The sequence below is a fragment of the Arthrobacter sp. N199823 genome (assembly GCF_002929705.1).
In the GTDB taxonomy this organism is placed as follows: domain Bacteria; phylum Actinomycetota; class Actinomycetes; order Actinomycetales; family Micrococcaceae; genus Specibacter.
In genome coordinates, this window is record NZ_PJIN01000002.1 from 341,356 (window position 1) to 359,316 (window position 17,961).

Here is a 17,961-nt window from a genome sequence, read left to right on the forward strand (position 1 = left end):
AAGCCGTTGATTGGCCGTGCCCGGAATTGGGTGCGGAAGCGTGAAAGAGGGACTTTGACTGTAACAAGGATGGCGGAAATTTCGTGACGGAGACATTGTTTGGTGGCCCGTCGCTGCCTCCGGCCTATCCTGAGCGCGCGGCGTGGGGTACGGCCCAAAAGCTGCGTGCATGGCAGTCAGAAGCCATGGAGAAGTACTTCAGTGATAACCCGAAAGACTTCTTGGCGGTAGCAACACCTGGTGCAGGAAAGACCACGTTTGCCCTGCACATCGCCACCCAGCTGATCGCCCGTGGAATGATCAACCGGGTCACCATCGTCACGCCCACGGACCACCTTAAGCGCCAGTGGGCCGATGCCGCGGCAAAGGTGGGGATCGCCATTGACCCCAACTTCAAGAATGCCGACGGCCGCCACGGCAAGGGCTTCATTGGTGTGGCCGTGACGTACGCACAGGTGGCCAGCAAACCGTTGCTGCATCGGGCCAAGACCGAAGCCGCTAAGACGCTTGTCATCATGGACGAAATCCACCACGGCGGTGACGCGCTGTCCTGGGGTGACGGCATCCGTGAGGCCTTCGATCCTGCAGCACGCCGACTCGCTTTGACAGGCACCCCGTTCCGATCCGACACCGCTGCTATTCCGTTTGTTGAATACGCCGAGGATAAGGACGGCATCCGCCGCTCGAAGGCCGACTACACCTACGGTTACGGCGAGGCGCTGAAGGACCATGTGGTCCGTCCTGTCATGTTCATGGCGTACTCGGGTCAGATGCGGTGGCGCACCAGCGCCGGCGAGGAAATGGCCGCGAGCCTGGGCGAAGCGGTTACGAAGGACGTTACCGCTCATGCGTGGCGTACCGCACTGAACCCTGATGGGCAGTGGATCCCGGCCGTTCTGGCGGCCGCAGACAAGCGACTCACCGAAGTACGCCGTGCCGTCCCGGACGCTGGCGCCATGGTGATCGCAACAGATCACGAGGACGCGCGTGCTTACGCCGCCGAGCTGAAAAAAATCACCGGCGAATCGCCCACAGTGATCCTTTCTGACGACTCCAAAGCCTCTGACAAGATCGACGCCTTCTCCGCTGGTGATAAGCGCTGGATGGTGGCGGTGCGCATGGTGTCTGAAGGCGTTGACGTACCCCGTCTGGCCGTTGGCGTGTATGCGACCTCCACGGCCACGCCGTTGTTCTTTGCCCAGGCCGTGGGCCGTTTTGTGCGTGCCCGCAAAAGGGGAGAGACGGCGTCGATCTTCCTGCCATCGGTGCCGAACCTGATGGAGCTCGCTAACCAGCTGGAGCTGGAACGTGACCACGCACTGGACCGCCCCGACAAGGATCCCGACGGGTTCATGGAGGAAGACGATGAGATGGAGGAGGCCAACCGCGAGGAGAAGGCCTCTGACACCCTGGAGAAATTCAAGTTCGAGGCCCTGGAATCTCAGGCATCCTTTGACCGCGTCTTGTTCGACGGCGGTGAATTTGGTACGGGCGGTGCCATTGGCAGTGAAGACGAACTGGACTTCCTCGGTATTCCCGGGCTGCTTGACGCCGATCAGATGGGACTGTTGCTGCGCCAGCGCCAGGCCGACCAGCAGACGCGTAAACGCAAGAAAGCCCCAGCTGCAGAGCCCGAAGCTCCGCCGCTGATCGACCACCGCATGCTGATGGACTTGCGTGGAGAACTGGCCAAGAACGTTTCAGCGTGGAGCGCCCGCTCCGGCATGCCCCACGGCATGGTGCACAGCGAACTTCGCCGCATGTGCGGCGGACCCGCCGTAGCCCAGGCCAACGAAGAGCAGCTGCAGACTCGCCTCAAGAAGCTCCAAGACTGGTTCATCGGCCGCAAATAACCCGACCGGAGCCGGAACAGGCCCGACATTTTTCCGGCGACTATCCGACGCGTCGGCCGCGGACGGCCTTTGGCGTCTCCTTTACGTCGCCTACAAAAAATGTCGGCTCCTGTTCCGGCGGTCAGGGCTCCCAGAGCGGGGATGGCGTGATTTCCTTCCCTCGCTTCGCAAGCTCAGCAGGGAACCCTCGGAAATCCCTTAGCAAGGTCGCTCAGCGACCGAGGAAATCTTACTGCCCGCGAGGGAACCCCGGACCCTGCGCCCAGCTACTTAACCTCTACGCCGGCGTCTTCGAGTTCTTCGAGGGCTTCTTCGCTGGCGTCGTCGTCCACGCCGGCCACGTAGTCACGCAGCACTGTGGTGTTGTAGCCGGCATTGATGGCGTCCAAGGCGGTGGCGCGGACGCAGTGATCCGTGGCGATGCCCACGATGACGACATCGTCGACATCGTTCTCGCGCAGCCAGTCATCCAGGCTGGTAGGTGCGTCACCGTCCTCATCGGCCGATTCGTGAGCCTCGCGTTCGCCCACGGCGACCTCATCCTCAGGGGCGAGCAATCCATCGAAACCGGAGTAGGCGGCGTCGAACTTGCCTTTGCGGAAGTACGCGTCAATGTCCTCAGTATCCAAGTTGCGGTGCAACGCCGCTCCCTTGCTACCCGCCACACAGTGCACGGGCCAGCTCTTGACATAGTCCGGGGTCTCGGAAAAATGTGTTCCGGGATCAATGTGCCAGTCCTGAGTGGCCACGATGAAATCGAAGTCAGTTGCCTCGGACAATAGTTCTGTGATCTCGGTGGCGAGGTCGGCCCCGCCGGTGACAGCTAGTGAGCCGCCTTCACAGAAATCGTTCTGTACGTCAACAATGATGAGGGCCTTGGCCATGGGGTGTCCTTTACTTCGCTACTGCAATTGCTTGTTCGTATTCGGTGGGGATGACTGGTTCCCCGCGCTGGAGCCTGCGTGCGGCTCCGGGCATTTCTGCCATGGACGCCGTGTGGCGGGCGGTGGCTCGCACCACGCCTTCTGAGCCGGTCCAACCGGGGGTCAGCACGCCGTCCTTCATGAATTCTGCCAGCAACGGGCGGTCGTTGGCGTCGGCCTCAGGGCGGTGGCCGATGCCCACTACCTCCGCAGTGGCAATCCCGGAATCGTTCAGGCGACGCATGGCGTACTTGCGCCCGCCCACACTGGCCTTGCCCTTGGCAGCCTTGGCGACGGAGACAAACTCGCCGTCATCGCCTTCGCGGGACACCAATTTGTACACCATTGACGCCGTGGGGGCGCCCGAGCCGGTCACGAGCGAGGTGCCCACGCCGTAGGAATCCACAGGGGCGGCGGCCAGCGCTGCGATGGCGAACTCGTCGAGGTCGCTCGTGACGGTGATGCGTGTGTTCGTGTTGCCAAGCGAGTCCAGCAGAGCGCGGACGTCGCGCGCCTGGGCGAGCAGATCGCCCGAGTCTAACCGCACCCCGCCCAAGGCGGGGCCCGCGATGGCGACTGCCTTACGGACGGCGGCTTCGACGTCGTACGTGTCAACCAGCAGCGTGGTGCCGGCTCCCATGGAACCGATCTGGGCGCGGAACGCCTCTTCCTCGGAATTGTGCAGCAGCGTGAAGGAGTGGGCGGCGGTGCCCTGGGTAAGGACGCCGTAGCGCAGGCCGGCTTCGAGGTTGGAGGTGCTGTTGAAACCGGCAATCACGGCGGCGCGTGAGGCAGCCACAGCGGATTCCTCATGCGTGCGCCGCGAACCCATTTCAATGCAGGGGCGGGCGCCGGCGGCACCAATCATGCGCGACGCTGCGGAGGCGATGGCGGAGTCGTGGTTCAGGATGGAGAGCACATACGTTTCCAGGATGCAGGCCTCGGCAAACGTGGATTCAATGGTCAAAATGGGCGAATTCGGGAAGTAAAGTTCGCCCTCTGCATAACCGTAGATGCGACCGGAGAACTTGAAATCGGCGAGCCAGGACAATGTTTCGTCGTTGACAACGTTGTTTTGGGCGAGAAAATTCAGCTCGTCGGGGCCAAAGCGGAACTGCGACAGACCTTCCAGGATACGGCCGGTTCCGCCAACAACTCCATAGCGGCGGCCGTCGGGCAGGCGGCGGGCGAACGCCTCGAACACGCTGCGGCGGTGGGCGGCACCGGAGTGCAGAGCAGCCTGAAGCATTGTCAGCTCGTAGTGATCTGTAAACAGTGATGTGCGGGGCTGGCCCCAGCTTGATGGAGTAGTCACGGAATTCACTTTAGTGGGGCAACACTAGAATGGACATATGAGCGTCAGCACAGCCCCGGAAACAGACCGGGAAGTATCAACTCGCGAACTCATCTCCCCGGACATCCCCTGGGAATTAATCGTGTGGAACGACCCGGTTAATTTGATGAGCTATGTCAGTTACGTCTTCCAAAGTTATTTTGGCTATTCAGAGGCAAAGGCGGCGAAATTAATGCTGGAGGTCCACACCGAGGGTAAATCCGCGGTGGCCCATGGTTCCAAGGAAAAGATGGAGGCCCACGCCGTTGCCATGCACGGATTTGGGCTCTGGGCGACAGTTCAGAAGGGCGGACCCCGTGGCTAGAGCCTTCTCCGCCGGCCGCCGCGGCATCACCGGTTTCCTAGAACCTGCCGAACGTGACCTCCTGCGCAAGCTTTTCACCGACATCATCACCATGCTGGAACCGGACACCCCGGCCCACGAGGACCCACTGGCGGCCTTGATTGGCCTGGACATGGACGTTTCTGTGCCTGTGGATCCCGCTCTTTTGCGGCTCCTGCCAGACGCTGTGAAGGACGACGCCGACTCCGCCCTTGAGTTCCGTCAGCTCACCGAACGCTCGCTGCGGGAAACGAAGATTGGCGCCCTCCGTGCGGCCTCCTTGGGGTTGGAGAGCGAGAAACTGGTCTTGAATGCCGAAGGCGCCAAGCTGTGGGCCATGGCTCTGAACGATGTCCGTCTGGTGCTGGCCGAAAGGTTGGAAATTCGGGACGAAGAGGACGCCGAGCGGATCCATGAGGTGCAGGACTGGGGTGACGCGGACGACGTCGAAAGTTACCTTTCACTTGTCTACAACTTTGTCTCCTGGCTCCAAGAAAGCCTCGTACAAGCAATGCTGTCAGCCATGGCGCGCAGCAAATAGGGCCGCGTGCAGCCCCGAGTAGAAAATTGTGTCATTGGGCGCAATTAATACGCTCGGGGCTGCAAACGAACTATTGTTGAATCGATGATGAGCACACAATCAGCCAATCCCCAGAACACATCCGGCACGAGCGCCCAGGCTAGCGTCGTGGCGGATCGGCCCATTGGAATTTTCGATTCTGGGGTTGGGGGATTGACTGTGGCCCGTGCGGTGATTGATCAGCTCCCCAACGAGTCCATCCTGTATGTGGGCGACACGGCCAAGGGACCATATGGGCCGTTGCCGATCGCCGAGGTCCGGGCCAATGCGCTTGGGGTCATGGATGAATTGGTTGACTCAGGCGTCAAACTTCTGGTCATAGCGTGCAACTCGGCGTCAGCGGCCGTGCTGCGGGATGCGCGGGAACGCTACACGGCCCGCTATGGAATTCCCGTGATCGAGGTCATCCAGCCGGCAGTACGCCGCGCCGTTGCTGCTACCCGGACCGGAAACGTTGGCGTCATTGGCACCGTGGCTACGGTGGGCTCGCGCGCCTATAACGACACCTTTGCTGCAGCCCCGGATCTGACCATCACCTCCGTTGCCTGTCCCGATTTTGTGCGGTTCGTGGAATCGGGCATCACCGCAGGCCCGGAGTTGCTGACCACGGCACAAAGGTATTTGGCGCCACTGAAAGACGCTGGCGTGGACACCTTGGTGCTCGGCTGTACCCACTATCCGCTGCTGACGGGTGTCATTTCGTTTGTCATGGGCGATTCTGTGACACTGGTTTCCAGCGCCGAAGAAACCGCCAAGGATGTCTACAAGGCCCTGGTGAACCACGATCTGGAACGTGTTTCAGCGGCGGCACCTACCCACCAATTCCTCTCCACGGGCGACGCGAGCAGCTTCGGCATCCTGGCCCGGCGCTTCCTGGGCCCGGAGGTGCGTGGCGTTGAGCAGGTCAGCCACGTGTCAGCGCATTACCCCACGGGCGCACTGGCACGGATTACTCCCGACATGATTGCCGCGGCCCGGCAAAATTCCGCAGGCGTGGCAGTCACACAACACTCCAATTTTGTTTTGGCGGAATCCATGGGCAGACTGGCTGTTCCGGGAAATGTTGCGGGGGAGCGAACATGAAGTTAACGATTGTTGGATGCAGCGGGTCCTTTCCCGGCCCGGCGTCGCCCGCGTCCTGCTATCTACTCACAGCGCACGACGGCGTTCGGCCCTGGCGAGTGCTCATTGACTTGGGCAGCGGCGCTTTGGGTGCGGCGCAAAAGTACATGGATCTTGAGGATATTGACGCAATTTTCCTCAGCCACCTGCACCCCGACCACTGCATGGACCTCTGCGGTCTGCATGTGGCTGTCCGCTGGAACCCGGAGGGCTGGAACCGCGGCCGCATTCAAGTCTGGGGGCCGGCAGAAACGGCTGATCGGCTCGCCACCGCTTATGGGCTGGACCTGGATCCGGGCATGCGCGAAGAATTTGACTTCATCAACTGGGCCGAGCGCGAACCAGTCACTGTGGGCCCGTTTAAGGTCACTCCCTATTCAGTGAACCATCCCACTCCCGAGGCCTATGCGCTGCGGGTGGAGGTCACCGAATACGACGGAACCGGCATGGACCGCACCGCCGTCCTGACGTACTCGGGCGACACCGACAGTTGCCAGGGCCTAGAAGATGCAGCGCAAGACGCCGACTTCTTCTTGTGTGAAGCGGCATTCATTGAAGGCCGGGACGACAACATCAAGGACGTCCACCTCACCGGAAAACGCGCAGGGGAAGCCGCAGCACGGGCCAACGTGAAGCGGCTGCTATTAACCCACATCCCTGTGTGGACTGACAGCAACACCGTGGTTGAAGAGGCCCGCGGAGTCTTTTCGGGCGGCGTGGCCGCAGCCGTTGCCGGTGTGCACTACACTATCTAGCGCTCCCGCTTTGTCGCACCCGCTTTCTGAGGAGCGGTCCTCTTTGTCACCGATCAAGATTGCCATTCATGAATAAGATGCCACGCGATAACCGGATATCTAACAACGGCATGGCCGGGCAGGCACCTGTTGTGCCGCCCGTCATGAACACCATTTTCTGGCTGCTCATGGGCGCTGCTGTTGCGCAGATCATCGCGGCTGTTTTTGGTGTTCTCCATGCCAGCTCCGACGCCTACCGTCAGGATGCCATCAAGCAACTGGCGGCCCAAAACGTCACGGACGTTAATGCCGAGATGCTGGAAATGATGTCTGTGGCAACCGTGGGAACCATCACTGTCGTGGCCGTGGCAGCAGTCATCCTGTATGTGCTGATTGGCCTGTTCCTGAAGAAAGGCATGGGGTGGGCGCGCCTTGCCGGCACCGGACTGGCATTGATTTCATTCTCCCGCTACATGGGCGTGAACACTCCCGGGGGCATGGCCACGCTCCTGCAGATCGTCCTCGGAGTTGGCGCCATGGTCCTGTGCTTCATGGGTCCAGCCGCCGTGTTCTTCAAGGACAAGAGGACCCACAAGCTGGCTCGCAGAAAGAACGCACGCCTCGCCCGGTAGCGCCTCCCGGGCTCCCAACGCTCGCAAGCTCCCCAGCCGCTCCCAACGCTCGCAAGCTCGCGCTGGGTCCCTCGCGGCCGTGGGCCCACGCCGTGGCCCCTCGCCCGGTAGCGCCTCCCGGGCTCCCAACGCTCGCAAGCTCGCGTCGGGCCCCTCGCCCGGTAGCGCCTACCGGGCTCCCCAACCTCGCTTCGCTCGGCCGTGGCCCCTCGCCCGGTAGGCTTGTCCTCATGACTTCCTCTGAAACACTTCGCGCCGACGGGCGCACCAACGACCAGCTCCGCGACATCACCATCACCCGCGGCTGGTCCAAGCAGGCCGAGGGCTCGGCCCTGATCGAATTCGGCAACACCCGCGTGCTCTGCACCGCCTCCCTGACCCCCGGCGTCCCTCGCTGGCTCAAGGGCGAAGGTACCGGCTGGGTCACGGCCGAATACGCCATGCTTCCCCGCGCCACCAACACCCGTAACTCCCGCGAATCCGTCAAGGGCAAGATCGGCGGCCGCACCCACGAGATCTCCCGTCTGATCGGCCGTTCACTGCGCTCCATCATCGACACCAAGGCTCTGGGCGAGAATACGATCGTCCTAGACTGTGACGTGCTCCAGGCCGACGGCGGCACTCGCACCGCGGCCATCACCGGCGCCTACGTGGCCCTCGCCGACGCCATTGCGTTCGCCAAGGAAAACAAGCTGATCGCCAAAAACGCCCAGCCGTTGATCGACACGGTCTCCGCCATCTCCGTGGGCATCATCGACGGCGTCCCCATGCTGGATCTGCCCTACGTTGAAGACGTGCGCGCCGAGACGGACATGAACGTTGTTGTCACCGGCTCCGGCAAGTTCGTTGAAGTCCAGGGCACCGCTGAAGGCGCACCGTTCGATCGCGACGAACTCAACCAGCTCCTGGACCTGGCTCTGATCGGCACCACGCAGCTGGCCCAGATCCAGCGCGAGACTCTCGGCAACTAGTGAGCACGCCCAAACTGGTCCTCGCCACCCACAACCAGGGCAAATTGCGGGAGCTGCGCGAGTTGCTTCGTGGCCAGATTCCTGGTCTGGATGTGGACACTGACGTGGTCGACGCCGGAGCGATCGACGCCCCGGATGTCGCCGAAACAGGTGTCACCTTTGCGGAGAATGCGCGGCTGAAGGCTCACGCTGTGGCCCAGTTCAGCGGCGCTCTGGCTATTGCCGATGATTCAGGATTGGCCGTAGACGTGCTGGGCGGATCGCCCGGCATCTTCTCGGCCCGCTGGGCTGGCGCTCACGGGGACGACACCGCGAACCTGAATCTGTTGCTGGCCCAGCTCTCGGACATTGCGCCGGAACATCGCGGCGCACGTTTTATTTGCGCAGCGGCCCTGGCCAGCCCGGACGGAACCGTGGACGTGGTGGAGGAGGGGGCCCTTGAGGGAACCTTGCTTCCTGAGCCCCGGGGTGAGGGCGGCTTCGGCTATGACCCGATCCTGCAACCTGTGGGCATGGATGTTTCATGCGCCGAGCTGAGCAGCACGGAGAAAAACGCCATCAGCCACCGGGGCAACGCCTTCCGGGCGCTGCTGCCACACATCGTCAAGGCGCTTTCCTAAGCTCCCACTAGTCTTTGCACCTCTCCCGCAACGCCGAAAGGGGAGTAGTTGGCAATGTTCGAGTCGAACATTGCCAACTACTCCCCTCTCGGCGAACTAGGGCTCTGAGATTCGGCGCAAGCGGACTTCAAAGGAGAAGCCGGCAGGGGCGTCTTAGGCCTCTGAGGCCTTCTTTTTACGGTGCTTGCTCATGGCCTTCAGGAACTCAATGCCGATCGGGATGATGGACACGGCAACGATGGCCAGGAAGATGATGTCCAGATTGTGCTGAACCCACGGCACGTTGTTTCCCAGAACATAGCCGAGGTAGGTCACGCCGCCGGCCCACGCTACGGCGCCAATGGCGTTGAAGAGTACGAACTTGCGCATGTCCATCTTGGCGACGCCCACGATAACGGGGACAAAGGTGCGCACAATAGGAACAAAACGCGCCAGGATCAGGGCCTTGCCGCCGTGCCGTTCAAAGAAGGCGTGGGCGCTGTCAACGTGCTGTTTCTTGAAGAGCTTTGACTCAGGCTTGTTGAAGATGGCAGGGCCGGCCTTGTAGCCGATGAAGTAACCCAGCTGGTTGCCGATAAAGCCTGAAACGATGAGCAAGCCCATGAGCACCCAGATGTTCACGGGCATGGCACCGGTGCTGACCAGCAATCCTGCGGTGAACAACAGCGAATCACCAGGCAGGAAGAACCCCACCAGCAGCCCTGTCTCGGCGAAGATGATGCCGCAGGCAATGATGACCACCCAAAAACCCAGAGCAGGGTGGTTTAGGAGGTTCATCGGATCGAGCCAGTCGGGTAGCAGTCCCAAAGCAGGAACGGCCCCATGGCCCACGAGAGCGGGCAGGGCGGAGTCACTCAATGCAGTAAGTATCACACTCCAAGATTACGGTACTTCCCTGACAGCTTCCTCCACCCTGAGGAGGATATTGGGGTGTTGACTTTTACCCGGATGGTTATATAGTTAGTTACATGAGTAACGAACCAATGAAGTTGGCGCGACTGCCCGCATTCGGGGAGGTGGTTGTTGGTGATCGATGACAGCAGGCCGATCTTTATGCAGATCGCCCAGATGATCGAAAACGACATTGTGGACGGCGTCCTGTCCGAAGAGGCGCAGGTTCCCTCCACGAATGAATTTGCAGCCTTTCACAGGATCAATCCGGCCACCGCGGCCAAGGGCGTGAACCGGCTGGTAGATGACGGAATCCTTTACAAGAAACGGGGAATTGGCATGTTTGTTGCCACCGGTTCCCGGGCCATCCTCGTTGGGCGGCGCCGGGAGGATTTTTACGAACAATTCGTCCGCCCGCTAGCCCGGGAGGCCCGAAAACTGGGCATCGATGCTGAGCAACTGCTGGCCATGATGGCCCGCGAATCGGCCACGGACGTGGACCACGCAATAGTTACCGAGAAAGAAGGCGCGCTATGAGCATTCCCATCGTTCAAGTGCAGAACCTCTCCCGGAGGTACCGGGACGTGACGGCGCTCGACGGCGTCAACCTCTCCTTGGAGCAGGATAAAATCTACGGATTGCTGGGCCGTAATGGCGCCGGCAAAACAACCCTCATGTCCATCCTGACAGCGCAGGGCTTTGCCAGCTCGGGCGATGTTCAGGTCTTCGGTGAACACCCTTACGAAAACGAGAAGGTGCTCAGCCGGATCTGCTTCATCCGAGAATCCCAAAAGTACCCGGATGACTTCAAACCGGTGCACGCGTTCAAGGCGGCCGCCCTGTTCTACAAGAACTGGGACGAAGCCATGGCGTTGACTCTTGCGGAGGAATTCCAGCTGCCCATGAAGCGGCGCATCAAGAAGCTCTCGCGCGGCCAGCTTTCTGCTGTCGGGGTCATCATCGGCTTGGCCTCCCGCGCCGAGCTGACGTTCTTTGACGAGCCGTATCTGGGACTTGACGCGGTGGCCCGCCAGCTGTTCTATGACAGGTTACTCACCGATTATGCGCAGTTCCCTCGCACCATCGTGCTGTCCTCGCACTTAATCGATGAGGTGGCCAATCTGCTTGAGCACGTCATCATCATTGACAAGGGCCGCATCCTGATCGACGACGACGCGGAGAACATCCGAGGTTCGGCGATCAATGTGGCGGGAACCGGTGCCCGTGCCGAGTCCTTTGCCGCCGGGCGGACCATCGTGCACCGCGAGAACGTCGGCGCACTGGTTTCGCTAACCATCGAGGGAACACTGAGTCCAGCCGAACGCCGAGAGGCGCAGGAGCTCGGGCTGGAAGTGAGCCCGGTTTCGCTGCAACAATTTGTCATTAGAAAGACGCTCGACGCCGGAGCTCCCCTTGAGCGCGCGTCCACAGGAGCGGCGCCGGTCAAGACCGCCGGCACACCAACCCGGACGGGAGCAAGACGATGAGTGCCATAGTGAATGCCACGTACCCCACACTGAACCGCAACGCCGGACACCGCGCCATGGGGGTTGCCAGGATGCAACTCATCAATAAATGGACGTTCCTGGGTATCCCGGCTGTCATCATCGCGGGCGCGTTCCTGTTCAGTGCAGTCATTTGGGCGCTGATTCCGGATTCTGTGGAGGTGAAATACTCCGGTGCCGGCCAGGCTGTCATGTGGTATTTCTTCGGTCTGGGCATCCAGTCGCTGACGTTGAGCTTCCCGTTCTCCCAGGGGCTAAGCGTGAGCCGGCGCAACTTCTTCCTCGGCACGGTGGGACTGTTCACGGTGCTTGCAGCCGCCGTCTCCGCGCTCTATGTGGTCCTTGGCATCATTGAGAAGGCCACGAACGGCTGGGGTTTGCAGGGCCAGATGTTCGCCATTGAATGGGTTGCCGAGAAGTCCTGGTTCATCCAATGGTTCTTCTACTTTGTCCTCATGATGTTCTTGTTCCTGCTGGGCTTCTGGGCGGCCACTGTCTACAAGCGTTGGCAGACCACCGGAGTGCTTGTCATGACGCTCTCGGCGGCCGTGCTGCTGGTGGGTGCCGTTGCCCTCATTACCCTGCAGGATTGGTGGCCGGCGGTTGGCACCTGGATTGTCGCACTGACCCCGCTAACGCTCGGTGCCTTGGCCTTTGTCCTGGTGCTCGTGCTGGGCGTCGCCGCGTACCTGACCTTGCGCCGGGCAACACCGTAGCGCTGTCCCGCACCCCAAACTAAAGCTAGGGCACGACGCCGGACCCAACCGTCCGGCGTCGTGCCTCAGCTTTTCCTTGGGGGAACGCGGGCGGAAGGCCATGTGAGAAACGGCTCGGAGTGCGTTTCCTGTGGGCGCCCGGGGGTAGCCTTGAAGTGTGGCTTTGGACTTTACAGCAATTGATTTTGAAACTGCCAACGGATTTCGGGGATCGCCCTGCTCCGTTGGTCTCACAAGGGTCCGCGGCGGGGTGATTGTCGAGGAGGGTTATTGGCTCATGCGCCCGCCCGAGGGGCACGACCACTTTGACTCGCGCAACATCACCATTCATGGCATCACCCCCGACGACGTCGCCGGCGCCCCGCGTTTTGCCGACGTCTTTGGCGAGGTCAGCGCCTTCATTGGCGAGGACGCGCTCGTGGCGCACAACGCGGCCTTCGATCTTGGCGTGATCCGCTCAGCCTCCGAGGTCTCGGGCCTGGCCGCTCCGGCGTTTGACTACGCCTGCACCGTGGTGCTCTCGCGCAAGAACTATTCACTGCCGTCGTACTCGCTGCCTTTTGTTGCCGAGGCTGCCGGTGTTCCGCTCCGCAACCACCACGACGCCATTGAGGATGCCCGGGCCTGTGCTGGGATCATGGTGGACATTGCTGGCAAACACGGTGTTGACTCGGTGCGCGGTGTGTTTGAGTCGATGAGGTTGGCCATGCCGCATGCCGAGGCCTACGACCCCGCCACGGATGAGGTGTCCAAGGCCACCCGCTCCGCCCTAGAACGCATCGCTGAAATGAAGGACGGACTCGCCAATGGCACGGCCCGCGGTGGCCGCTCCAGCTGGTCCACGGAAGGCCCCAACCCGGAGCCGAATGCCCATGCCGATGTGGCGCATCCGCTTTTTGGCCAAACTGTTGTGTTTACGGGCGATCTCAGCCTGGGCCGGCCCCAGGCGAAAACCATGGCCGCCGCCCACGGCGCCCAGTGCGCCAGCAATGTGACACTGAAAACTACTGTTCTGGTGGTGGGCAGTGGCTTCGCCGCCGCTGACTTGAGTAACGGGCGGCTGACGTCCAAGGCCAAGCGCGTGCTCGACCTGCAACGCCGGGGACAGGGCATCGAGGTGCTCTCCGAGGGCGAGTTCATGCAGATGGTGGGCTAGCCTCGCCGGACTGCGGAGGACTACGCTATCTGCCATGGCCCACCTTCGGATGTATGACGACGCCGAACCGCTCCTGAAACGCCTGCGCTGTCTCTGCCTTGCTTTCCCGGAAGCCGTGGAAAAAGAAACCTTTGGCCGGCCCACGTTCCGCTGTGGAAAGATCTTTGCCTACTTTGGCCAAGGACAGAAGGACCAGCCACGGGAGGCCTCGGTCCAGGTTCTGCCCGAGGCTGATGAACGCGCGGCACTTTTGGCGGACAAGCGCTTCTACGTCCCCTCCTACATTGGGCCGTACGGCTGGGTGGGGCTGGACCTGAGCGTCGAGCGCCCTGACTGGCAAGAAATCGCCGAATTACTCGATAGCTCCTACCGGCGGATTGCCCCTGCCCGGTGTTTGGCACTGCTGGACCGGGACGGTTCCCCGGCGGACCGGCGCCTTTGACTGATGGCGCAGCGTCAGTTCGTCATGCGGCGCAACAATCGTAGGAAAGACTCGGTGTGCAGTTCTATTCTGAGCTATGAGTCAACTCGCAGACATTCCCGCAGCCACTGAATTCATCCAGCCCGAATTCACTGTGCAGGAATCCGTGCCGCCGGCCGAGGCCGGTCTGCTCAAGCGCATCTTCGCTTTTCCAAACCCCGTCAACGAATACGCTGCGCGCTGCACAGCGGGCCTTGTGGTGGTGATGGCGCTGGTGGCAATCCTGACTCAGTGGGAATGGTTGGTTGGAATCATCGCCGCGGGGTTCATCCTCCGCCTTGCCTTTGGACCGCGAATCTCCCCGGCAGCACTGCTGTCAGTGAAGGTCCTGGCGCCTCGCTTGGGCCAGCCCAAATTAGTGCCGGGCCCACCTAAACGATTTGCTCAAGGCATCGGGGTCGTCATGTCCGTCACTGCCTTTATCCTGCTGCTGGTGAACGTTCCGCTGGCCGGATGGGCTCTGATGGCCCTGCTGTTGGTGGCAGCGTCGCTGGAATCATTCATTGGCCTGTGCCTGGGCTGCATCCTTTTCGGCGTGCTGGTGCGCCGAGGACTCATTCCAGCCGGGATCTGCGACGAGTGCGCCAACGTCAACTTCCGGAGCCGTTGAGAGCTAGGCCCTTTTAGCCCGCTAGCCGGTTCGTCGATTCCGGCCTCCTGTTCCGCTAGCGGCTAGGCCCCGGTGGTTAGCGTGATGAACTCTGCACCCAAACGGCGGATCACCGCGGGTGCCTCGCACAGCGTCAACCACGACGGCGGGAGTGCGGCTTCTCCGTAGACCGCACCAAGGATGTTCCCGGCAATGGACGCAGTGGAGTCGCTGTCTCCGCTGTGGTTGGTGGCGAGCCGAATGGCAGCCAAGAAATGATCCACAGGTGAGCCCGCGGCCTGCTCGGTGACCAACACCGAATACACGGCAACGGCCAAGGCTTCTTCCGCAACCCAACCCAACCCCAGCGCATCGGAGAGAGAATCGCCGGACAGGGGTGCGCCGTCGTGCGTGGAAATCGGGGGTTTCGAAAGTATGAGCGCTGACTCGAGCCGAGCCAGCAATTCCGGATCGGCTGAAGGCTCGCCAGCGGCCCGATCGCGGGCGGATTCGGCGGCGGCACGCAACGGGAGCCCAGCAATGACGATCTGGTGGATGAGCCAGCTGAAGGCGCCGGACGACTGGCGCGCGGACGGGTGGCCGTGGGTTAGGGAGGCGGCGTCGGAGCTGATTTTGTAGATGGTCTCCGCGTCAACATTGGGCAATAGGCCATAGGGGGCCGAGCGCATGACGGTGCCGCAGCCCTTGGACTCGGGGTTGACAGGCCGGAACAGGGTGCCCATTTCGCCGGTGGCCAGGCCCGTGACACAGGCGTTGCCTGGGTGGCGCTGATGGTGGAGGACGCTCTGGGAATCAATCCAGCGAGGGGCCTGCTCGGGGGCGTGCTCGGCCGTTTCAATGTCTTGCGTTTTTAGCCAGCGCAGGTAAGCGAGCCACTGGCAGGCATTGATGTCGGCGCCAACGCCATTGTTGGCCCACTCCAGAACATCGAGGAGGCCGTCGAGCGTGTAGAGGGTCATTTGGGTGTCATCGGAAAAGTGCGGCGTCCCGCTTGCCTGGGACAAATCCACCAGCAACGAGGGGCCGAACTTTGCCTGGATATCGGCCAGGGAATCGAACTCTACGAGGTAGCCGAAGGCGTCGCCCAATGCGCCGCCCATGAGTGTGCCCTGAACGCGGCTGGCAAAGTCGGCGGGGACAGGGGTGTGTTCGGGAGTTGTCATGCATCCAATTTACCGTTTCCGGCAGACTCTGCGGTTCTTTCGGGTTGCCGGCGGGTGCCCAACGTATGAGTGCTGGCGGCGGCACTGCTGAGTGCGAGGTGGCCCGATGGGTGCCCAGTAGACTCTTAGACGGAGCAGATTCTGCACCCATCACAACTTGGCTACCCCGCACCAGCTCGGGAGAAGCCCTGCACGAGGAGAACCATGCGCGAGCCCGCCTGGCGACGGACCGGAAAAACGCCCGATTACCGCTTTTCATTGGCCAATGAGCGCACGTTCCTGGCCTGGGTGCGGACCGCACTGGCACTCTTGGCCGGCGCCGTAGCCATCGACCAGCTGGCCCCTGAAATTGCCCCTCCTGTGATTCGGATCATCCTGTGCATGGTGTTGGCGGTCATTGGCGCCGTGCTGGCCATCGTCAGCTACCGGCGTTGGGCGCACCAGGAACAGGCGATGCGCAACGATGAAGAACTGCCACACTCGTGGCTCATGCTGGGTATGACAGTCATTGTCTCGCTCGCAGGCATCATTTTTGCCGTGCTGATCATGGTCAAGCGCTAACATGGCTCCCTCGCCGGCACCTGTCAGGGACCCCGGACTGCAACCCGAGCGCACGGCGTTGTCCTGGCGCCGCACCATCATGAGCGCCGTCGTGGCCAGTATTCTCATTTGGCGCGGCTGGTTCCATTCGCTGAACGGGGGAGGGGCTGGTGGGGCTCTGGCCGCCGGCGACAGTGCCCACATGGTGGGCTTGGGTATTTGCGCCGCCATCGCCTGCCTGACCACCATCACCTTGGTGGTGTGTGCGGTGGTCCGGATCCGGTTGCTCCATGCCGGTGTTGCTGCGCTCGAGTCCGAGGATCACCTGGGTGTTCCGACTCTTATATTACGTACAGCTTCGGCCGCTATAGTGGCTCTGGCTGCAGCCACTGTGTGCGCGTTGGTGCTCGGGATGTAACCCGCTTCCCTGACAGCAGCCCCACATTTTTTCTCACCAATGCGAAGGATTTTAACCTCATGACTTTATCCGGATCGGCCACGGCCCCGGTGCAGGCTTACCCGCTCAGCACGCGCATCGCCATTGAAGGGCTCGGCAGCTTTTTCATTGTGTTCGCTGGCCTCGGCACGGCACTGTTCAGCCCGGCCGGTTCCGGGGCAACCATTGGCTTCGCCTATGGCTTGGCGATGGTGGCTGCCATTATTTCCTTTGGCCACGTCTCCAACGGTTACTTCAACCCGGCCTTTTCCTTCGGCATGGCCGTTGCTGGGCGCCTGAAATTCTCCACAGCGGTGTTCTACATGGTGGCTCAGACGGTAAGCGCCGTCGTGGCCTCGGTGGTCTGGTTGGCCATGATGAAGGTCATGCCCGCCGGCGCCACCCCTGAGACGCCGCAGCTTTTCGGCGCCCTAGCCAATGGCTTCGACGCCCATTCACCCTCACAGGTGCCCATGATTGGTGTCCTGATCGTGGAGCTAATCGCGGTCGGCGTCCTGACGGCCATGCTCCTCGGTGCAACCTCGGCCCGCAACAAGACCACCATGGGCCCCATAGCTATTGGTCTGGCCTTTGCCGTGGCCGTGGCCATCACGATGCCGCTGAGCAACGGATCCCTGAACCCGGCCCGCGCCACCTCGGTAATCTTCCTTGCTGAGTCGTGGGCCGCCGGACAGTTGTGGCTGTTCTGGCTTGCGCCGCTGTTTGGCGCAACTCTGGCAGCTGTCATTTACCGGGCCTTTGCACCGTCCCAGTCGTTGACCGTGTCTGAGACAGAGCCTGATTCAGAGCCAGAAACCGTGGCTGAGACAGTATCGGCAACAGTACCGGCAACGAACGGCAACGTGGCCCCTGCCGCCACCGACGCTCCCGTTGCTGCTGCCACCGATGCCCCTGTTAATCCTGCTGCCACCACGCTGGCCAAGGACAAGGGGATCGACGACGCCCAGGCGTTCTTCGACGCACCCAAGAAGTAGTCCACGCCGGTCCCAGACCGGTTTTAGGACTTTGATACCGGCAATGACCGGCGGCAAGCGGGGTGCAATCCTCCCGAGCCGCCGGTCATTGTTGTTTGGGGTTAGGGATGCAGCATGCTGAACTTTTCCTTGCTTCTGCTGGCCTGCGCGCTGCTGGTGATGGCTGTTGTGTACGGGAGCAAACTGGCCAATGTGGCCGGCGTCGAATCGCTCATCGGTGAAAGACCACGCCGCGGCAGTAACCGCTAAATCTGGTGCTTAGCGGGCTGGTACTCAGCTTGTCGGTGCTTATCCTGTCGCAAACCCCGCCACGATTGGCTGCAGTAGCTTCCCTGCACCTCACTTCCGTGTGGTCCC

The 17,961-nt window shown here is 61.7% G+C and carries 22 protein-coding genes; 18 read left to right on the plus strand and 4 right to left on the minus strand.

Annotated elements, in window-relative coordinates:
* Positions 1–83: 83 nt before the first annotated feature.
* Positions 84–1,853: a DEAD/DEAH box helicase gene (locus CXQ93_RS05425; RefSeq protein ID WP_104109449.1), complete on the plus strand. Its 1,770-nt coding sequence runs from the start codon at positions 84–86 to the stop codon at positions 1,851–1,853.
* Positions 1,854–2,119: 266 nt separating this feature from the next.
* On the opposite strand, the gene CXQ93_RS05430 is transcribed toward CXQ93_RS05425, so the two are convergent.
* Together CXQ93_RS05430 and CXQ93_RS05435 are read right to left on the minus strand one after the other, a co-directional pair.
* Positions 2,120–2,737 (minus strand): isochorismatase family protein, encoded by a 618-nt coding sequence (locus tag CXQ93_RS05430; RefSeq protein WP_104109450.1) that lies wholly within the window; start codon positions 2,735–2,737, stop codon positions 2,120–2,122.
* Between the two features lie 10 nt (positions 2,738–2,747).
* Complete coding sequence (locus CXQ93_RS05435) at positions 2,748–4,091, minus strand: nicotinate phosphoribosyltransferase (RefSeq protein WP_181036062.1); 1,344 nt, start codon at positions 4,089–4,091, stop codon at positions 2,748–2,750.
* A 37-nt stretch (positions 4,092–4,128) separates the two neighbouring features.
* On the opposite strand from CXQ93_RS05435, the gene clpS reads away from it, so the two are divergent.
* The 7 genes from clpS to rdgB all read left to right on the plus strand — a co-directional run bounded on the left by clpS (position 4,129) and on the right by rdgB (position 9,111).
* Positions 4,129–4,434 (plus strand): ATP-dependent Clp protease adapter ClpS, encoded by a 306-nt coding sequence (gene clpS / locus CXQ93_RS05440; RefSeq protein WP_062287210.1) that lies wholly within the window; start codon positions 4,129–4,131, stop codon positions 4,432–4,434.
* Positions 4,427–4,993 carry a DUF2017 domain-containing protein gene (locus tag CXQ93_RS05445; RefSeq protein ID WP_104109451.1) on the plus strand — a complete coding sequence of 189 codons (567 nt, stop codon included), beginning with the start codon at positions 4,427–4,429 and terminating at the stop codon, positions 4,991–4,993. Before clpS ends, CXQ93_RS05445 begins: the two co-directional genes overlap by 8 nt.
* An 84-nt stretch (positions 4,994–5,077) precedes the next feature.
* Positions 5,078–6,115 (plus strand): glutamate racemase, encoded by a 1,038-nt coding sequence (murI, locus tag CXQ93_RS05450; protein ID WP_104109452.1) that lies wholly within the window; start codon positions 5,078–5,080, stop codon positions 6,113–6,115.
* Positions 6,112–6,909, plus strand: coding sequence for an MBL fold metallo-hydrolase (locus CXQ93_RS05455; protein WP_104109453.1), 798 nt, complete (start codon positions 6,112–6,114; stop codon positions 6,907–6,909). Before murI ends, CXQ93_RS05455 begins: the two co-directional genes overlap by 4 nt.
* 68 nt (positions 6,910–6,977) lie before the next feature.
* A complete protein-coding gene (locus tag CXQ93_RS05460) occupies positions 6,978–7,520 on the plus strand; it encodes a hypothetical protein (RefSeq protein WP_146073168.1) in 543 nt (180 codons plus the stop codon).
* 230 nt (positions 7,521–7,750) lie between these two features.
* On the plus strand, positions 7,751–8,491 hold the full coding sequence (gene rph, locus CXQ93_RS05465) for a ribonuclease PH (protein ID WP_104109455.1): 741 nt from the start codon (positions 7,751–7,753) through the stop codon (positions 8,489–8,491).
* Positions 8,491–9,111, plus strand: coding sequence for an RdgB/HAM1 family non-canonical purine NTP pyrophosphatase (gene rdgB / locus CXQ93_RS05470; RefSeq protein WP_104109456.1), 621 nt, complete (start codon positions 8,491–8,493; stop codon positions 9,109–9,111). The genes rph and rdgB overlap by 1 nt, the downstream gene beginning before the upstream one ends.
* Positions 9,112–9,264: 153 nt before the next feature.
* Here the strand turns inward: rdgB and CXQ93_RS05475 are convergent, their stop codons facing one another.
* On the minus strand, positions 9,265–9,969 hold the full coding sequence (locus CXQ93_RS05475; protein ID WP_104109457.1) for a DedA family protein: 705 nt from the start codon (positions 9,967–9,969) through the stop codon (positions 9,265–9,267).
* 168 nt (positions 9,970–10,137) lie between these two features.
* Here CXQ93_RS05475 and CXQ93_RS05480 point away from each other — a divergent pair, with 168 nt between their 5' ends.
* The 6 genes from CXQ93_RS05480 (at position 10,138) to CXQ93_RS05505 (ending at position 14,470) form a co-directional block, all read left to right on the plus strand.
* Entirely contained in the window at positions 10,138–10,539 is a 402-nt protein-coding gene (locus tag CXQ93_RS05480) for a GntR family transcriptional regulator (protein WP_258068619.1), read from the plus strand.
* On the plus strand, positions 10,536–11,489 hold the full coding sequence (locus tag CXQ93_RS05485) for an ABC transporter ATP-binding protein (RefSeq protein ID WP_104109458.1): 954 nt from the start codon (positions 10,536–10,538) through the stop codon (positions 11,487–11,489). The genes CXQ93_RS05480 and CXQ93_RS05485 overlap by 4 nt, the downstream gene beginning before the upstream one ends.
* The gene (locus CXQ93_RS05490) at positions 11,486–12,223 is read left to right on the plus strand and encodes a hypothetical protein (protein WP_258068621.1); all 738 of its coding nucleotides are present in this window, start codon (positions 11,486–11,488) and stop codon (positions 12,221–12,223) included. Before CXQ93_RS05485 ends, CXQ93_RS05490 begins: the two co-directional genes overlap by 4 nt.
* Positions 12,224–12,380: 157 nt before the next feature.
* On the plus strand, positions 12,381–13,379 hold the full coding sequence (locus CXQ93_RS05495) for an exonuclease domain-containing protein (protein WP_104109459.1): 999 nt from the start codon (positions 12,381–12,383) through the stop codon (positions 13,377–13,379).
* Between the two features lie 34 nt (positions 13,380–13,413).
* A complete protein-coding gene (locus CXQ93_RS05500) occupies positions 13,414–13,821 on the plus strand; it encodes an MmcQ/YjbR family DNA-binding protein (protein ID WP_104109460.1) in 408 nt (135 codons plus the stop codon).
* Between the two features lie 76 nt (positions 13,822–13,897).
* Positions 13,898–14,470, plus strand: a complete 573-nt coding sequence (locus tag CXQ93_RS05505) for a DUF4395 domain-containing protein (RefSeq protein WP_104109461.1) — start codon at positions 13,898–13,900, stop codon at positions 14,468–14,470.
* Between the two features lie 62 nt (positions 14,471–14,532).
* On the opposite strand, the gene CXQ93_RS05510 is transcribed toward CXQ93_RS05505, so the two are convergent.
* Positions 14,533–15,633 (minus strand): ADP-ribosylglycohydrolase family protein, encoded by a 1,101-nt coding sequence (locus CXQ93_RS05510; protein WP_104109462.1) that lies wholly within the window; start codon positions 15,631–15,633, stop codon positions 14,533–14,535.
* A 204-nt stretch (positions 15,634–15,837) separates the two neighbouring features.
* Here CXQ93_RS05510 and CXQ93_RS05515 point away from each other — a divergent pair, with 204 nt between their 5' ends.
* The 4 genes from CXQ93_RS05515 (at position 15,838) to CXQ93_RS21055 (ending at position 17,853) form a co-directional block, all read left to right on the plus strand.
* Positions 15,838–16,194, plus strand: coding sequence for a YidH family protein (locus CXQ93_RS05515; RefSeq protein WP_104109463.1), 357 nt, complete (start codon positions 15,838–15,840; stop codon positions 16,192–16,194).
* 1 nt (position 16,195) lies between these two features.
* Entirely contained in the window at positions 16,196–16,591 is a 396-nt protein-coding gene (locus CXQ93_RS05520) for a DUF202 domain-containing protein (RefSeq protein WP_104109464.1), read from the plus strand.
* Between the two features lie 59 nt (positions 16,592–16,650).
* Positions 16,651–17,604, plus strand: coding sequence for an aquaporin (locus CXQ93_RS05525; protein WP_104109465.1), 954 nt, complete (start codon positions 16,651–16,653; stop codon positions 17,602–17,604).
* Positions 17,605–17,718: 114 nt separating this feature from the next.
* A complete protein-coding gene (locus CXQ93_RS21055) occupies positions 17,719–17,853 on the plus strand; it encodes a hypothetical protein (protein WP_256939348.1) in 135 nt (44 codons plus the stop codon).
* Positions 17,854–17,961 lie beyond the last annotated feature (108 nt).

What these genes read in the sequence shown, in the direction of transcription:
- CXQ93_RS05430 (WP_104109450.1), bottom strand. Translation starts at nt 2,737, where the DNA reads ATGGCCAAGGCCCTCATCATTGTTGACGTACAGAACGATTTCTGTGAA.
- clpS (WP_062287210.1), top strand. Translation starts at nt 4,129, where the DNA reads ATGAGCGTCAGCACAGCCCCGGAAACAGACCGGGAAGTATCAACTCGC.
- murI (WP_104109452.1), top strand. Translation starts at nt 5,078, where the DNA reads ATGATGAGCACACAATCAGCCAATCCCCAGAACACATCCGGCACGAGC.
- CXQ93_RS05455 (WP_104109453.1), top strand. Translation starts at nt 6,112, where the DNA reads ATGAAGTTAACGATTGTTGGATGCAGCGGGTCCTTTCCCGGCCCGGCG.
- CXQ93_RS05460 (WP_146073168.1), top strand. Translation starts at nt 6,978, where the DNA reads ATGAATAAGATGCCACGCGATAACCGGATATCTAACAACGGCATGGCC.
- rph (WP_104109455.1), top strand. Translation starts at nt 7,751, where the DNA reads ATGACTTCCTCTGAAACACTTCGCGCCGACGGGCGCACCAACGACCAG.
- CXQ93_RS05485 (WP_104109458.1), top strand. Translation starts at nt 10,536, where the DNA reads ATGAGCATTCCCATCGTTCAAGTGCAGAACCTCTCCCGGAGGTACCGG.
- CXQ93_RS05490 (WP_258068621.1), top strand. Translation starts at nt 11,486, where the DNA reads ATGAGTGCCATAGTGAATGCCACGTACCCCACACTGAACCGCAACGCC.
- CXQ93_RS05500 (WP_104109460.1), top strand. Translation starts at nt 13,414, where the DNA reads ATGGCCCACCTTCGGATGTATGACGACGCCGAACCGCTCCTGAAACGC.
- CXQ93_RS05505 (WP_104109461.1), top strand. Translation starts at nt 13,898, where the DNA reads ATGAGTCAACTCGCAGACATTCCCGCAGCCACTGAATTCATCCAGCCC.
- CXQ93_RS05510 (WP_104109462.1), bottom strand. Translation starts at nt 15,633, where the DNA reads ATGACAACTCCCGAACACACCCCTGTCCCCGCCGACTTTGCCAGCCGC.
- CXQ93_RS05515 (WP_104109463.1), top strand. Translation starts at nt 15,838, where the DNA reads ATGCGCGAGCCCGCCTGGCGACGGACCGGAAAAACGCCCGATTACCGC.
- CXQ93_RS05520 (WP_104109464.1), top strand. Translation starts at nt 16,196, where the DNA reads ATGGCTCCCTCGCCGGCACCTGTCAGGGACCCCGGACTGCAACCCGAG.
- CXQ93_RS05525 (WP_104109465.1), top strand. Translation starts at nt 16,651, where the DNA reads ATGACTTTATCCGGATCGGCCACGGCCCCGGTGCAGGCTTACCCGCTC.
- CXQ93_RS21055 (WP_256939348.1), top strand. Translation starts at nt 17,719, where the DNA reads ATGCTGAACTTTTCCTTGCTTCTGCTGGCCTGCGCGCTGCTGGTGATG.